13 protein-coding genes are annotated in these 14,615 nt (G+C 43.9%); 7 read left to right on the top strand and 6 right to left on the bottom strand.

The window, feature by feature from the left end:
• Positions 1-4: 4 nt before the first annotated feature.
• Positions 5-1,576 carry a spore germination protein gene (locus AC0YN6_RS22285; protein ID WP_475749585.1) on the bottom strand — a complete coding sequence of 524 codons (1,572 nt, stop codon included), beginning with the start codon at positions 1,574-1,576 and terminating at the stop codon, positions 5-7.
• A 495-nt stretch (positions 1,577-2,071) separates the two neighbouring features.
• Here AC0YN6_RS22285 and AC0YN6_RS22280 point away from each other — a divergent pair, with 495 nt between their 5' ends.
• Positions 2,072-2,305 carry a hypothetical protein gene (locus tag AC0YN6_RS22280; RefSeq protein ID WP_475749584.1) on the top strand — a complete coding sequence of 78 codons (234 nt, stop codon included), beginning with the start codon at positions 2,072-2,074 and terminating at the stop codon, positions 2,303-2,305.
• A 68-nt stretch (positions 2,306-2,373) separates the two neighbouring features.
• Here the strand turns inward: AC0YN6_RS22280 and AC0YN6_RS22275 are convergent, their stop codons facing one another.
• Both AC0YN6_RS22275 and AC0YN6_RS22270 read right to left on the bottom strand, forming a co-directional pair.
• The gene (locus AC0YN6_RS22275) at positions 2,374-2,547 is read right to left on the bottom strand and encodes a hypothetical protein (protein WP_475749583.1); all 174 of its coding nucleotides are present in this window, start codon (positions 2,545-2,547) and stop codon (positions 2,374-2,376) included.
• 117 nt (positions 2,548-2,664) lie between these two features.
• Complete coding sequence (locus AC0YN6_RS22270; protein WP_475749582.1) at positions 2,665-4,116, bottom strand: SpoVR family protein; 1,452 nt, start codon at positions 4,114-4,116, stop codon at positions 2,665-2,667.
• Between the two features lie 133 nt (positions 4,117-4,249).
• Here AC0YN6_RS22270 and AC0YN6_RS22265 point away from each other — a divergent pair, with 133 nt between their 5' ends.
• Complete coding sequence (locus AC0YN6_RS22265) at positions 4,250-4,816, top strand: Uma2 family endonuclease (RefSeq protein WP_475749580.1); 567 nt, start codon at positions 4,250-4,252, stop codon at positions 4,814-4,816.
• Positions 4,817-4,825: 9 nt separating this feature from the next.
• Here AC0YN6_RS22265 and AC0YN6_RS22260 read toward each other — a convergent pair whose 3' ends face one another.
• Together AC0YN6_RS22260 and AC0YN6_RS22255 are read right to left on the bottom strand one after the other, a co-directional pair.
• Complete coding sequence (locus AC0YN6_RS22260) at positions 4,826-4,945, bottom strand: hypothetical protein (protein ID WP_475749578.1); 120 nt, start codon at positions 4,943-4,945, stop codon at positions 4,826-4,828.
• A gap of 137 nt (positions 4,946-5,082) precedes the next feature.
• Positions 5,083-6,009 (bottom strand): sensor domain-containing diguanylate cyclase, encoded by a 927-nt coding sequence (locus tag AC0YN6_RS22255; RefSeq protein WP_475749577.1) that lies wholly within the window; start codon positions 6,007-6,009, stop codon positions 5,083-5,085.
• A 317-nt stretch (positions 6,010-6,326) separates the two neighbouring features.
• On the opposite strand from AC0YN6_RS22255, the gene arfA reads away from it, so the two are divergent.
• From arfA to AC0YN6_RS22230, 5 genes are all read left to right on the top strand, one after another.
• Positions 6,327-7,835 (top strand): arabinosylfuranosidase ArfA, encoded by a 1,509-nt coding sequence (gene arfA / locus AC0YN6_RS22250; protein WP_475749576.1) that lies wholly within the window; start codon positions 6,327-6,329, stop codon positions 7,833-7,835.
• Between the two features lie 87 nt (positions 7,836-7,922).
• Positions 7,923-8,843 (top strand): ArsR/SmtB family transcription factor, encoded by a 921-nt coding sequence (locus AC0YN6_RS22245; RefSeq protein WP_475749574.1) that lies wholly within the window; start codon positions 7,923-7,925, stop codon positions 8,841-8,843.
• Positions 8,844-9,007: 164 nt separating this feature from the next.
• The gene (locus tag AC0YN6_RS22240) at positions 9,008-10,738 is read left to right on the top strand and encodes an ABC transporter ATP-binding protein (RefSeq protein ID WP_475749573.1); all 1,731 of its coding nucleotides are present in this window, start codon (positions 9,008-9,010) and stop codon (positions 10,736-10,738) included.
• Complete coding sequence (locus tag AC0YN6_RS22235) at positions 10,731-12,578, top strand: ABC transporter ATP-binding protein (protein ID WP_475749571.1); 1,848 nt, start codon at positions 10,731-10,733, stop codon at positions 12,576-12,578. The genes AC0YN6_RS22240 and AC0YN6_RS22235 overlap by 8 nt, the downstream gene beginning before the upstream one ends.
• Positions 12,579-12,660: 82 nt before the next feature.
• Entirely contained in the window at positions 12,661-13,224 is a 564-nt protein-coding gene (locus tag AC0YN6_RS22230; RefSeq protein WP_475749569.1) for a DUF1232 domain-containing protein, read from the top strand.
• A gap of 74 nt (positions 13,225-13,298) precedes the next feature.
• Here the strand turns inward: AC0YN6_RS22230 and glsA are convergent, their stop codons facing one another.
• Positions 13,299-14,240: a glutaminase A gene (glsA, locus tag AC0YN6_RS22225; protein ID WP_475749567.1), complete on the bottom strand. Its 942-nt coding sequence runs from the start codon at positions 14,238-14,240 to the stop codon at positions 13,299-13,301.
• Between the last annotated feature and the right edge of the window lie 375 nt (positions 14,241-14,615).

The following is a 14,615-nucleotide window of genomic DNA, read 5'->3' as shown; positions in this document are numbered from 1 at the left end:
ACCCTCATTCTCGCGGTTTTGGTTTCGGAGGCGGAGTATTTTTTCCGCGATTCACATTCGTCTGATTGATGAGGCGAGGGCGGGAAAATAGGGCCCACCATGGCAACCGGATAACAGCATCCTTTTGATCAACAGGTATCATCGGAGCAAAAGGACTCATATAGGGAACCCCAAACGTGCGAAGACTGCACAGATGGAGCACAATTGCAATGATTCCGACAATAATTCCAAACAACCCAAAGGAAGCGGCAAGCGCCATCATCGGGAACCGAAGAATACGGAAGGCGTTGGACATGCTGTAGGAAGGAAATACAAAGCTGCTAATGGCCGTTATGGCGACAACGATGATCATCGCTGCAGATACAATTCCCGCCTCTACGGCCGCCTGTCCAATGACCAAAGTTCCGACGACCGATACCGCAGGACCAATCGTTCTTGGCATGCGAAGACCGGCTTCCCGTAAGATCTCGAAGGCTAGTTCCATGACCAGCACCTCGATGATGGCGGGAAAGGGAACACCTTCCCGCTGTGCCGCCAAACTGAGCAGCAGAGGCGTGGGCAGCATTTCCTGATGAAACGTCGTAATCGCGACATATAGTGAAGGAGCCAGTAACGAGATCATCACACCGACGTAGCGAAGGATTCGAACAAGGCTGCTGATATCCGCACGCTGGTAATAATCTTCCGCGGCGTGTAAGAAGGAAATAAACAAAGCCGGGACGACTAGAACGAATGGGGTTCCATCTACCAGAATGGCGATTTTTCCTTCCAACAGCTCGGCTGCAATGACATCCGGGCGTTCCGAATTGTAAACGGTCGGAAAAGGAGTGAATGTTTCGTCTTGAATCAATTCTTCGATATAGCCGCTTTCCAGGATACTATCGATGTCGATCCGGTCCAAACGCGTGCGAACTTCTTCGACCACTTCTTCACTCGCTATTCCTTTGATAAACATTATTGCTACATTGGTTTTGGTCACCCGTCCGATTTGTTTGGTTTCTAACCACAGATTCGGGTCTTTAATTTTACGCCTAAGCAAGGCGGTATTCGTGCGCAGCGTTTCGGAGAACGCTTCGCGCGGTCCGCGAATGACGGATTCGGTCGAAGGTTCGGTTACCCCGCGGTCTTGCCAGTCCTGTGTACAGGCCGCTACTCCTATCGCATGCCCGTCCAGCAGGAAGACGACCTCTCCGGACAAAACCGAATGGCATAACGTATCAAAATCAGTAACCTCTTTGATATCGCCGATCGTGAGGGCGTGGTTCTTCAAAGCTTGTATGGCTTCCGGGGGCGACGAAAACTGCTCCGACGCACCAGTATCCAGCATCACCGATTCCATTATAAAATCGTTGATCGCTTTTTTATCCGCCAAGCCATCGGTATAAAATACCCCCAACAGCTGATTTCCGGGTTTGATTTGAACCTCGCGGACAACGATATCCGTACTGTTGCCGAAAGTATCATGCACCTTTTGTATGTTTAATTTAAGGCTTGATTGCAGTGGCTCTTTCTCATTTGTCTTCTTTGTTGCAGCACTTTTCTCAGACGATGGTTTCAATAATTTAGAAAATTTCATGATCTTACTCCTCGGCTATTATTGGTGTCCAGTAATCCATTGTTGCAGGGAGCGTTTTAGACTTTTTAAGGCAGCCAATTCCTTGGGTAAGCATGTTCAACGACATCTATAAAGTTCTCAAATCCTTGTATAAGAGCAACAGGCCGTAAACGGTGTTTCCAAAGGGTGTTTGCTTTGACTTTTCTTGTTCTGTCATAAGGCGTTCTTCTACTTACCTGTATACCCCCAAAATATTTGCCACATACCCTAAATCTAGAACGAAACTGAAAGCAAAGCTTACAACTAATTTAATTATGAAATTTTGAGTACGGTTAGTTATGTTACTTGTACACAAGGAGTTAAATTCACCTTCGAAGTTATTCGATCTAAGACAAAGGTCAGTGGAAGCTTTAGGAATGAGCTACCGAGCATTGATGAAGGTGACAATATGCTATAATTCAGCTATTAGTGTTATGTTCAGCAGGCATAACGATTTCTTCAAAGGAGGTTGCAAAGATGAATTTTAGTCTAAAAGCTCCTGATGGCACCGTCATAGAATCGTATGAGAAAAATCATAAGGAATTTATTCGTATTGCCGGTTTGGTATATGAAGTCTACAACCCGGTAGACGAACTGGATTCCGATCCGGATATTCGCCAGATGATTGAAACATCCGAGAAGGACATTAAGCAAGGTAAGCTGTACTTGACAGATGATTTGCTTGAAATGGTGAAGCATGGTGAGTTGTAATTGATAGCCCCATGGACCGAAACGGCGTTAAACCGGCTTCGACAAATTAAGAGTGATCATTTCACAGATCAGGAAACAATGGATTGAGCGGCAGATGCAGCAGCAGCCGTTCGATTAGGATCCAGATTCCACAAGTCATCATAAGAGGAAGCGGGAATATTCCTTTCCGAGCGCTCGCTGTCCTTAGATTGTCGGATGACAAGAAAATGTACCGATTCCCGAATTTTAGAGGGAGGTGCCACCCCTCGCCCCTTCTGGCCGAAAAATAGAAAACCCGATCGAATTAGATCGGGTTCTTTATATAAGCATTATGCATGATAACTCATCATGGCCGAGTTAAATCACAATATCCGTAAAAATCAAACAAACTTCCTACTCGTCTTTTTCCCATCACAGCTAAACACGATCTTCTTATCCTCAACGAAAGTCTCTAAATGCACGTTTTTGCCCCAGAGTTGAACAACATGAGGAAGCGTGCGCTCTACATATTTGAGATCAAGCTCCATACCCTCGTATTCATGAATCAGATAAAGCTCACCCACACGATTGAAATCCCCATCCTTAACCATCAAGCTGGGAAACCCGCCATTTACTTTGGAGTATACGAGCTGATCGCGAATGTTCTCCCATGACTTATCGGTAATTTTCCATTCAGGGCCTTTTTTCTCGAAAATGTAGAGATCGAGGTCGTTAACCAAATCCTTAGTCAAGTAATTGCGAAGGAAGGAGATGTCGGAATCCAGCTCACGCACCTCGAACATTTTTTCCCTGCCCTTGCCGGGAACGCGTCCGAAGCGTGCTTGTTCTTCTTTCGTTGGATTATCGAAGCGGCGCTCGATATCCTCGAATATTTTTAATCCTAAATAGTAAGGATTCAGACTATGGCGAGACGGCTGGACGACAGAGGAGTTCAGCGTAGCGAATTCTATCGTTTCGTCGCTGGTGAGATCAAGCTCGCGAATTATGCGCTGATGCCAGTAGGAAGCCCAGCCTTCGTTCATGATTTTGGTCTCGATTTGCGGCCAGAAATAGAGCATCTCATCACGAAGCATGGACAGGATATCACGCTGCCAATCCTGAAGAGTAGGGGAATACTCCTCAATGAACCAGATGAGATCTTTTTCTGGGCGTGGCGGAAACCGCTTCGCGTCAGCGGCCTGAGACTGAGCGGCTGATGCAGCAGCAGCCGTCCGGTCTGGGTCCAGATTCCACAAGTCATCATAAGAGGAAGCGGGAATATTCCATTCCGAGCGCTCGCTGTCCTTTTGCACCATTTCGATATAACGTTTCTTATCTAGTTGATAGGGTTTAATAAGGGTTGGATCGACATGCTCTTGAATAGCAAGAATCGCATCGATAAATTTCTCCACCGCTTCTGTGCCATGATCCATTTCATATTGATGAATGCGGTCGGCTGTAGCGGACATGCTCTCGACCATGTTGCGATTGGTAACGCCAAAGCGAGCATTGTTTTTGAAGAAATCACAGTGAGCCAGTACATGAGCGACGATGAGTTTGTTTTGAATTAATGAATTTCCTTCAAGAAGAAACGCGTAGCAGGGATTGGAGTTAATGACGAGCTCATAAATTTTGCTCAGGCCAAAATCATATTGAAGCTTCATTTTGTTGAATGTTTTTCCGAAGCTCCAATGACTGAATCTTGTCGGCATACCATAGGCTCCAAATGTATAAATGATTTCTGCTGGACAAATCTCATAGCGCATTTGATAAAAGTCTAATCCAAAACCTTTCGCAATTTCTGTTATCTCATCAATGGATCGCTCTAATGCTCGAATCTCATCTGGGCTCATTAATATACCTCCAAAGATTTCATATTATTTGGTAATACTTATGGTAATGAATGAGTAAAAATAGCAACGATCTGCTTGATCATGTTACAATTAGATTAATATGATACGTAAAATCAGAAGGAGGTCGAACATCGTGTCAAATCCGGATGAGAAGAAAATTCACACCTATCAAGATTGGCTGACCTGGGACGGAACTTGGGAGTTAATTAACGGCAAAGCCTATAATATGTCGCCGGCTCCGACCTCGTTGCATCAATTTATTGTTGGTGAGCTTCATTTCGCTCTGAGGACTTTCTTTCAGAATCGGAGCTGCTATGTGTTCGTTGCTCCATTTGATGTGTTCTTCAGCGAGAGTGAGGATTATAAGATACCTGATCACGTCACGCAGCCTGATCTTTCGGTCGTATGTTCGAAGGATCAAATATCCAAGAACGGCTGTCACGGTGCGCCGACCATAATCATTGAAGTGCTGTCGCCATCAACGGCATTAAAGGATTTTAATGAGAAGTTCAACTTATATCAGAAGTATGGGGTGCAGGAATATTGGATTGTTGATCCCGGCAATCGAACGGTTCATGTGTATGCGCTGCAGGATGGCAGTTACCAGGTGCGTCATTTGTATACGGAGCAGGAAATGATTCAATCGGTCGTATTTAAAAATTTGCAGGTGCCAATGACTAAATTGTTTAGTCTGGAATAACAAATACAATCAGCCGGTGAGATACCAATCTCGACCGGTTTTTTTTATCCTCCAGTCGAATCGCATTTGCGATATTTCTGTTATCTCATCAATGGATCGCTCCAGCGCGCGCATTTCATCTTGTCTCATCCGTTATCCCTCCGCATTCGAAAATACGATTCATACCATGTGTATGAGAAGGTGGGCAAGGATATGACGATGAGCGCGGGATTGACTGTTCCAAAAATAATAAAAAAACTTTGAGGTCGACCACTTAGAGTTTGAGCTCAAAGCGGGTCCGACTTATCAAAGTTTTTTTCATTTTGCTTATTATCATACATAGCCAGATCAGCATCGCTGATTAACTCTTTTAGGCTGTTAGCAGCGCCATGTGTCGAGCTGACACCGATGCTAGCAGAAACATGAATCGTATGCCCATCAATTAAAAATGGTTCACTGATGGATTTTTTTATTTTTCTGGCAACTAAATCGATGTCGTGGTTATCCACCAAGTGTTGAAAGCAGATCACAAATTCATCTCCGCCATATCTGACAAGGATATCGGTTTTTCTAACGCCTTGTTTAAGTCTTCTGGCAATTTGGAGCAAAAGAAGATCTCCAAAGTTATGACCGAACGAATCATTTACCTCTTTGAAATCATCGATGTCAATAAACATCACCCTAAACTGCTTGTCCAATCCATTACGGTATAAATCGGTTAAATAACGTCGATTGTATAAGCCAGTTAAGCTGTCTGTGACGCTGACATTTTCTAGATCAACAATATATCCGAAAAAAGAGGCCATCGATTTGAGGAAGCTTAGCTGATTATCGTCCATAAGAATGGGCTCTCTGTGAAAAGCGCATATCGTACCAACTGGTACTTGGTCAGCTGTTCTTATAGCGATTCCAACAAACGAAACTGCATCAAGATGCTGGGTGATGGGCAAAGCAGCAGTGCGCTGATCATCGAATATATTCGGGATACTGAGTATGGATGAAGCTTGCTTCAGAACAAGATTGCAATAACTTTTTAACAAAGGCAATTGCGAAATGTTATTTATGGAATCCTCATGACGGTTGAACGCCCGGATGATTCTGCTTTCATTACAATCCATAGTAGATACCAATAGTGTATCAATTTGTAGAAAGTGCTTCAGGGTGTCGATGATATGGTCGGCTGCATCTTCTAGTGAGCGTATGTTACTGCTCATGTTCTCAACTCCTGCCGTAGTGTTGAAACAAAGGAAATATCTTATAGTTCCATAGTAGTCTAAAAAGAGGGCTAACTCAAGAAACAAATGATAAATAGTAGGAAAATTGAACTATATTTTATGTTAGCTTTAAGCTTTGCCTTAAGTTGAAACTACGATCTTACGCGCAAGTTTGAATTAATAAATACATTATTCCAAACAGTTTAAAATTAATACTTGAATTAATCTAAAACCTATAGTTAAATGTTAATAGAAATTTCTATAAATGATTAACTAACTAATTAATGAAACTATTAATTCAGGTGAGGTGGATGATCATGACAAACAAAGCGACAATGATAGTGGATAAGGATTTTCAAGTTGGGGAAGTAGATAAACGTATATACGGTTCATTCATAGAGCATCTCGGACGTGCCGTTTATGGTGGTATTTATGAAGCAGATCATCCGCATGCGGACGAGCAGGGCTTTCGCTCTGACGTGCTTGAGCTTGTCAAAGGACTTGCTGTGTCAATCGTTCGGTATCCAGGAGGTAATTTTGTATCCGGTTACAACTGGGAAGATGGAGTCGGTCCTGTAGACCAGCGTCCAAAAAGGCTTGAGCTTGCTTGGAGAACGATTGAACCAAACTGGATCGGTTTTAATGAGTTTATGGACTGGTGTAAGAAAGCGAATACAGACGCGATGATGGCAGTTAACCTCGGTACTCGGGGCATTGATGAAGCACGCAACTTGATTGAGTATTCAAACCATAAGTCTGGTTCTTATTGGAGTGATCTTCGTATCCACCATGGCTACAAGGATCCGCACAATGTGAAAACCTGGTGTCTTGGCAATGAAATGGACGGAGCTTGGCAAATCGGACACAAAACTTCGGTAGAATATGGTCGCCTTGCTAACGAAACCGGGAAAGCGATGCGATGGGTTGATCCCGCTATTGAACTTGTCGCCTGCGGAAGCTCGCATATAGGTATGCCGACTTTCCCAGAGTGGGAAGCTACTGTACTCGACCTTGCATACGATACGATTGACTATGTGTCCATTCATCAATATTATGGGAACCCTCATAACGACACAAATAACTTCCTTGCGCAATCCATGAGTATGGATTCCTACATTAATACGGTTATTTCAACCTGTGATTATGTGCAAGCGAAGAAACGCGGCAAGAAGAAAATTAACCTTTCCTTTGATGAGTGGAACGTCTGGTTCCATTCCCATTCACAAGATCAGAAGCTGGACCCATGGCAAATTGCGCCTCCGCAGCTTGAGGATGTTTATAATCATGAAGATGCGCTAGTTGTCGGCTGTATGCTGATCAGTATGCTTAAACGTGCTGACCGTGTTAAAATGGCTTGTATTGCGCAGCTTGTTAATGTTATTGCGCCAATCATGACGCAAAATGGCGGTCCTGCTTGGAAACAAACGATTTATTATCCATACATGCATGCAAGTGTGTTCGGTCGCGGAACGGTGCTGGTACCGCTTGTGAAATCTCCAAAGCAGGATACGAAGGATTTTACAGACGTGCCTTACTTGGAGACGGTTGCTGTTCATAACGAAGAGAAAGAGGAAGTAACGATCTTTGCTGTGAACCGTAACATCGAAGATTCGCTTCCATTTGAAATCGATTTGCGCAGTTTTGGATCTTTCCAAATTATCGAACATATCGTGCTTGAGAATGAGGATTTGAAAATGACGAACACAGCAGAGTCGCCTAACCGCGTAACACCGCACTCCTCAGGCAATGCTGCTCTCGCAAATGGCGGGAAAATTGAAGCTTCACTTAGTAAGGCATCGTGGAACGTTATCCGTATTAAACTATAAGTAAACAAACAGGGGATCCGAAAGCCGCAATTGCGGCTTTTGTGATGCCCTTCTATTATTATAGAATAGAGAAAGGAGGCGACAAAGATGATAAATGCCAATACAGATGAAACATGGCTGCCATTATATGAAGCATTAGCTAGCCCGGTTAGACTCTCTATCATTAATTTGCTTGCTGAAAACATGATGAACGTGAAGGAACTCGCTGAAGCTATCGGTCTAAGCAGTGCGATCGTAACGATGCATATTCGGAAGCTGGAGAAAGCGGGCATCGTACAGACGAAGATGGTTCGCAAGCAAGGCGGCACGCATAAAATTTGTAAACTCGCCGAGCATACGATCACGATCGAGCTGCCGCACAAGGCTCAAAATGTGAAGAAGGTACACGACGTTAGCGTGCCAGTAGGACATTTTACGGAGTTTGAGGTGTTTCCAACTTGTGGCATTGCTACGGTAGATAAGTTGATTGGACAATTTGATGACCCGCGATTCTTCTTGGAGCCAGAGCGTATGAACGCAGGTATTCTATGGTTCGGCAAAGGTTATGTGGAATACAAGGTGCCGAATTATTTGCTTGCGGGACAACGTCCAGTAGCGCTGGAAATAACACTTGAGCTGGGTTCAGAAGCGCCAGGCGTCAACGATAACTGGCCATCGGACATTGATTTCTCGCTTAATGGGATGGATATCGGTATGTGGACGAGCCCTGGTGATTATGGCGAAGTAAGAGGGCGATTCTCACCGGCATGGTGGGGAGATCGTGTCAATCAATACGGGCTGCTTAAGGTGATTCGCATTCAAGAGGACGGCACCTTCATTGACGGACAGCATATGTCATCCATCAGAATCGGGGAAATTGGTCTCGAGCGTAATTTCTGGACATTCCGTATAGGTGTCAAAGAGGATGCTATTCATGTAGGTGGTTTAACTTTGTACGGAAAAGGCTTTGGAAACTACAATCATGATATTTTGTTTCGAGTATTTTACGAAGATGCGCGCAGTGTTTAGGGCAGCTTAGCTGCCTTGAACTGGCGCAGTCCCTCCGCAACATCGCTACAATTTCATGCTTCCAATCCGATTGGAATTTAATGATCCCGCATGCCATTTTCTTATCTAGCAGATATAATGAGTATGATCGCTAATAAAAGCCATTACTACTCGGAGGAACAAAGATGCTGACGATGTTCACCTTTCTCAAAAAATACCGATTTGCTGCTTATGCAGCTCTGCTGCTCATGCTGGTGGAGCTCATGGTGGAGCTGCTGCAGCCTTTTATCATTTCCAAAATTATTGATGATGGTATTGGAATGAATAATCTGTCGGTAGTACTTAAATGGGGCGGCTTTCTAATTGGTTGTTCTATTATTGCTTTTGCTGTAGGTATACTTAGCTCCTTCTACGCCTCTCATGTGAGCCAAAGCTTTGGGTTTGATTTAAGAGAACGACTGTATGAAAAAGTGCAATCGTTTTCATTTGCTAACTTTAATCGTTTTCCGGAATCTTCACTCATTACTAGACTTACAAATGACGTTTCACAGCTGCAAAATACTGTATTTATGGGTCTGCGAATAATGCTTCGTGCCCCGCTGCTTGTCATCGGAAGCATTATAATGGCGTTTATCGTACAGCCTAAGCTAGCGATTTGGCTGGCTGCCGTCATTCCGTTTCTAGGAATTTTTCTTCTTTGGGTGTTAAAGAAGGGCGAAAAATTATTTCGTTCAGTTCAACAGCAGCTGGACCAAGTTAATAATGTTATGCAGCAAAATTTGATTGGGATGAGAATTATTCGTGTATTTGTTCGGATGAAACATGAATCGAGCCGATTCGCTTATTCGAGTGAGCAATTGATGGATCGCACTGTCGCAGCACTTCGTTTGACGGAGGTTACGATGCCTATAGTTCTGCTATTTATGAATGGAATTGTTATAGCAGTGCTCTGGTTCGGGAGGATCGAGCTGGATAAGGGCGGGGCGACCGCTGGTGAGGTGATTGCCATCCTCAACTACGCGATGAGGACCATTGGCGCATTGTCGATCATGTCTATGATTGTAGTCAATTTCTCGAGAGCACGCGCATCGGCTCAACGAATTGAAGAAGTTGTACTCACCGACATCGACTTAACGGATACGGCTGACAGTAAAGAGGCGGTGAAGCTTCGTGACGGGAGCGTGTCCTTTGAGAACGTAACCTTCCAATATCCTGATTCGGATCTCTCTGTACTGCGGGACATATCATTCTCTGTCAAACCTGGTGAGACGATTGCCATTATGGGTGCAACAGGCTCTGGGAAAACCTCGCTCATTCAACTTATTCCTAGACTGTACGATGTACAGGAAGGAGTGATACGTGTTGATGACAATGATAATCGTATTATGAAGCTCGAGCAGCTTCGCAAGCAGATAGGCTATGTACCGCAAGAAATAATGCTCTTCACCGGTTCCGTGTCAGAAAATATTCGCTGGGGCAAGGAGAATGCCAGCTTTGAAGAAATAGTAGAAGCTGCTAAGCTAGCTCAAATTCATGACACGATTATGAAGCTTCCTGAGCAATACGATACGATTGTGGGACAGAAGGGCGTTAATTTGTCGGGGGGACAGAAGCAAAGGCTTACCATTGCTAGAGCTTTAGTAAGAAAACCGGTTATTTTACTGCTTGACGATAGCACAAGTGCGCTTGATGTACAGACCGAAGCAGCGCTGCTGCAGGCACTTAAGATCATGAAATGCACAACCTTTCTCATCACTCAAAAAATCAGTTCAACAGCAGCGGCTGATTCCATCCTCTTGTTAGATGAAGGCGAATTGCTCGCACATGGTAAGCATGAGGAGCTCCTTCGTGATTCCAGCTTGTATCAGAAAATTTACGAATCACAGTTCGGGAAGGAAGGTGTGTCCAGTGCTTAGACAATTAAAGAAGCCTTTCCAGTATGAGAAATTAGTTGAAGGGGCGCAGCAGACTGCAGTAGAAGGCAAGGGAAAAGGCAAACAGAAGCCTCGCGCTCAAAATATGTCCCAAACGCTGAAGCAAATGTGGAGCTACTTGATTGCGTACAAAGGAAGATTAGCTGCCGTCATCGTTATGGTTATTTTGAGCTCTAGCTTTTCATTGTTAGGCCCGTATATGGCAGGAACTGCGATTGATCGTTTTTTAATAAACCGAGACAGTGGAATTTTTATTTTTATTATTTTAATGGCTGTTGTTTATGTGCTGCACTCGGTCACTATGTGGCTCCAAAGCATTTGGATGATCACCATTTCGCAAAAAACGGTCTATCGCATGCGGGTACAATTGTTTGATCATTTACACAGACTGCCCATTCCGTATTTCAGCAAACGCCAGCATGGAGAACTGATGAGCCGCGTTACGAATGACATCGAAAATGTCAGCTCATCTTTAAATAGCTCAGTCATTCAAGTGTTTTCAAGTATACTTCTGCTGATTGGTACCGTAAGTGTCATGTTATCGCTAAGTCCGCTCTTAACCTTGCTTACATTTCTTGTCGTGCCTCTAATGGTATTTGGGATGAAATGGATTACGAAGCAAACGGGCCGACTGTTCAAGGCTCAGCAGCGTAATCTTGGAGATATAAATGGTTATATAGAAGAGACCTTGTCAGGGCAGCGTATTGTAAAGGCCTTTTCTCAGGAAAAAACGGTTATTGCCGCTTTCAAGGAACGTAACGAACGTATTCGAGTTTCGGGCTTCTGGGCTCAGACGATATCTGGATTTATTCCAAAGCTCATGAACGCGCTTAACAATTTGAGTTTTGCTATTATTGCAGGTATTGGGGCTATATTTGTTCTAAATGATCAAATTACAGTCGGTACTATCATAATATTTGTAGAATATTCAAGACAGTTTACACGTCCGCTAAATGATTTGGCTAATCAATGGAACACTTTGTTATCTGCGGTTGCAGGTGCGGAGCGGGTATTTGAAGTACTTAGCGAAGAAGAGGAGAGGAAGGATGAGAAAGCTGCTCGTGAGATTGCTGAGGTAAGAGGAAATGTCGTATTTGAAAAAGTATCATTTGCATATGAAGGACGTACCGCCACGATTAGTGATGTATGCTTTGAAGTAACTCCAGGGGAGACCATTGCGCTAGTGGGTCCAACGGGTGCGGGAAAAACAACGCTGATCCAGCTTTTATGCCGGTTTTATGATCCGAGCTCTGGCAGTATTCTGATCGATGGACACGACACGCGTACGCTTAAACGTGAAAATTTACGCTCGCATATGGCATTTGTACTGCAGGATCCCTTTTTGTTCGAGGGTACGATCCATGATAATATTCGTTACGGCAAGCTTGATGCTACAGATTCTGAGGTCGAGCAGGCAGCTAGACTAGCGAATGCACATTCCTTTATCTCACGTTTGAAAAACGGCTATAAGACAATCCTTAAATCAGATGGCAGCGGTATTAGCCAAGGACAGAAGCAATTGCTTGTCATAGCTAGAGCTATTCTTGCTGATCCTTCAATACTTGTGCTCGACGAAGCGACAAGCAGTATCGATACCGTTACTGAAATCAAAATTCAGGAGGCGCTGCAGCGGCTGATGAAGGGAAGAACAAGCTTCGTCATCGCCCATCGTCTCAACACCATTCAACAAGCAGACCAGATTATTGTGCTGCGGGATGGCGCTATTTTGGAGAAGGGGCCACATGCGGAGCTCTTGAGGCAAAAAGGTTTCTATAGCTCACTCGTAAACGGCCAGCTAAATAATAACGAACCTAACGAATGAAACTAATTCGTTTATCGAAACCTTATTGTAACTATTTTTGTGGATAGGAAGTATTACTAGGTATATGAAGGAGGTGGGATGTATGACTATTGCCCAGTGCGCCAACTGTGGAAAAGAAATCGATGTCGATCCGAACAGGCTGATGGTTGTAGAATGCTCCTCTTGCGGTACGAAGCTGATTGAAGACGCTGTCCCATATGAGGTCAGGGATGAAGATCTTAAATCATCCCTGAATGCTAATGAAAACAAACCGTTAGAGCAAGTCGACATAAATAAGTGGGTCGGAAAAATTGGTGACCATGACAAGCAGGCGAAGTATGTAGAGGAAGGTTTCTGGGCCAAGGTAAAGCGACACGCAGCAAAGGTGCCGTTTGCTAAGGAAGTTGTAACGCTGTATTATTGCTCGGCTGACCCCAAAACTCCGTTGTCGGCTAAAGCAACTGCTATTGGAGCGATTGCCTATTGGATACTGCCGCTCGATCTTGTTCCTGATTTCATTCCCGTAGCTGGCTTTGTCGATGATGCAACAGCTGTGTTTATTGCCTATAAGGCACTTAGCGGCCAAATTACCGATGAGCACCGCGAGAAGGCGGAGCAATTTTTCATTTTAAACAAAAATGTGAAGCTAATTAATGAGCAGCCTTAACTGGTGTAGTAAACAAGAAGGATGACCCAGCGATATTAATCGCCTAGAGGGACATCCTTCTTTTTATTAATCGATTAAAATAAGCTCCAATCAAATTCATTAGACAAGGACTCCAGAAGAGCGACGCCTGAAATACTGTTTCCTTTGCGATTTAGTGATGGACCAACGAGTCCAATCCCGTATCGACCAGGTACTAATGATAAGATACCGCCGGATACACCGCTTTTGGCTGGCAAGCCGACTTGGATTGCAAATTCGCCGGATGCATTATACATGCCGCAAGTAACCATAAACGTTTTGGCGATTTGAACATAACGACGGGGAATAAGCTCTACTCCGGTTATTGGGTTTTTCCCATTATGCGCCAGCACTAACGCCATTTGAGCTAAGTCTGCGCAGGTGACACTTATGGAGCAATGCCGGAAATAAACTTCAAGAACGTCCTCAACGGATTCTTGAAGCACACCGTTATCTTTTAGGAAATAGGCCATCGAGCGATTCAGGTTGGCAGTATCGGCTTCGGATCGATAAACGTCCATGTCATAGCTTAGCGAGCTATTATTAGAAAGAAGCCGAAGGAAATCTAATACACGAGCAGATTTCTCAGCTGAATTCTCGCCCGCAATCAATGATGAGATCGCAATGGCGCCCGCATTAATGAGGGGATTGAAAGGGATACCTGGCTGTACAAGCTCAAGCTTAAGCATCGAGTTAAAGTTGTCTCCTGTAGGTTCCATGCCGACCTTGTCGAAGACAACAGCTTCGCCATTGTCCATGAGTGCCAGTATGAGCGTGAAAACTTTAGATATACTTTGCATTGTAAAGGACAAGTCTGCTTCCCCTGCAGATATCACATGACCACTAGAATCGATGATGTGAATACCTAAAGCGCCTATGGGTGCTTTCGAAAGCTCGGGTATATAAGAGGCGACCTTTCCGCTGCTGCATAGTTCTTTACTTGATTCAACCCACTGTGGCAGAAGGGCATGGATCCGATCGATTTCTGAAAATGACATTTTGTTGTTCCCTCCAGCGGACCTAATATGTAGTTAATGAAAAATGGTTGCTTTCATTATTATTCTATAACAATCCCCTCGTTTTTATAAAGAAGGGGATTCCGTTCAAGTTTTTAGGATTAATGGATATTATTGATGGAAAAATGACTAAAAACAATTCTTTTAAAGTTTTTTTAAATAAATGCTTGACCAATTGTAGGGGTGCATGATATATTCTAATTCCGGCCGAGAGAAACACGCGGACGACAAGAAAAACAAGCAACACAAACGAAAGAATAGATTGCTCTTTGAAAACTGAACAACGAGTAATAAACTGCCCTTACGATTCTAACGAATCGTGAGAAAAAGCGATAAAAAAGTAATGAGCAAGTCAAA

This window comes from Paenibacillus sp. J22P15 (assembly GCF_056269345.1).
Note: the sequence above shows the minus strand (reverse complement) of the source record. Positions and strands in the feature narration are given on the sequence as shown.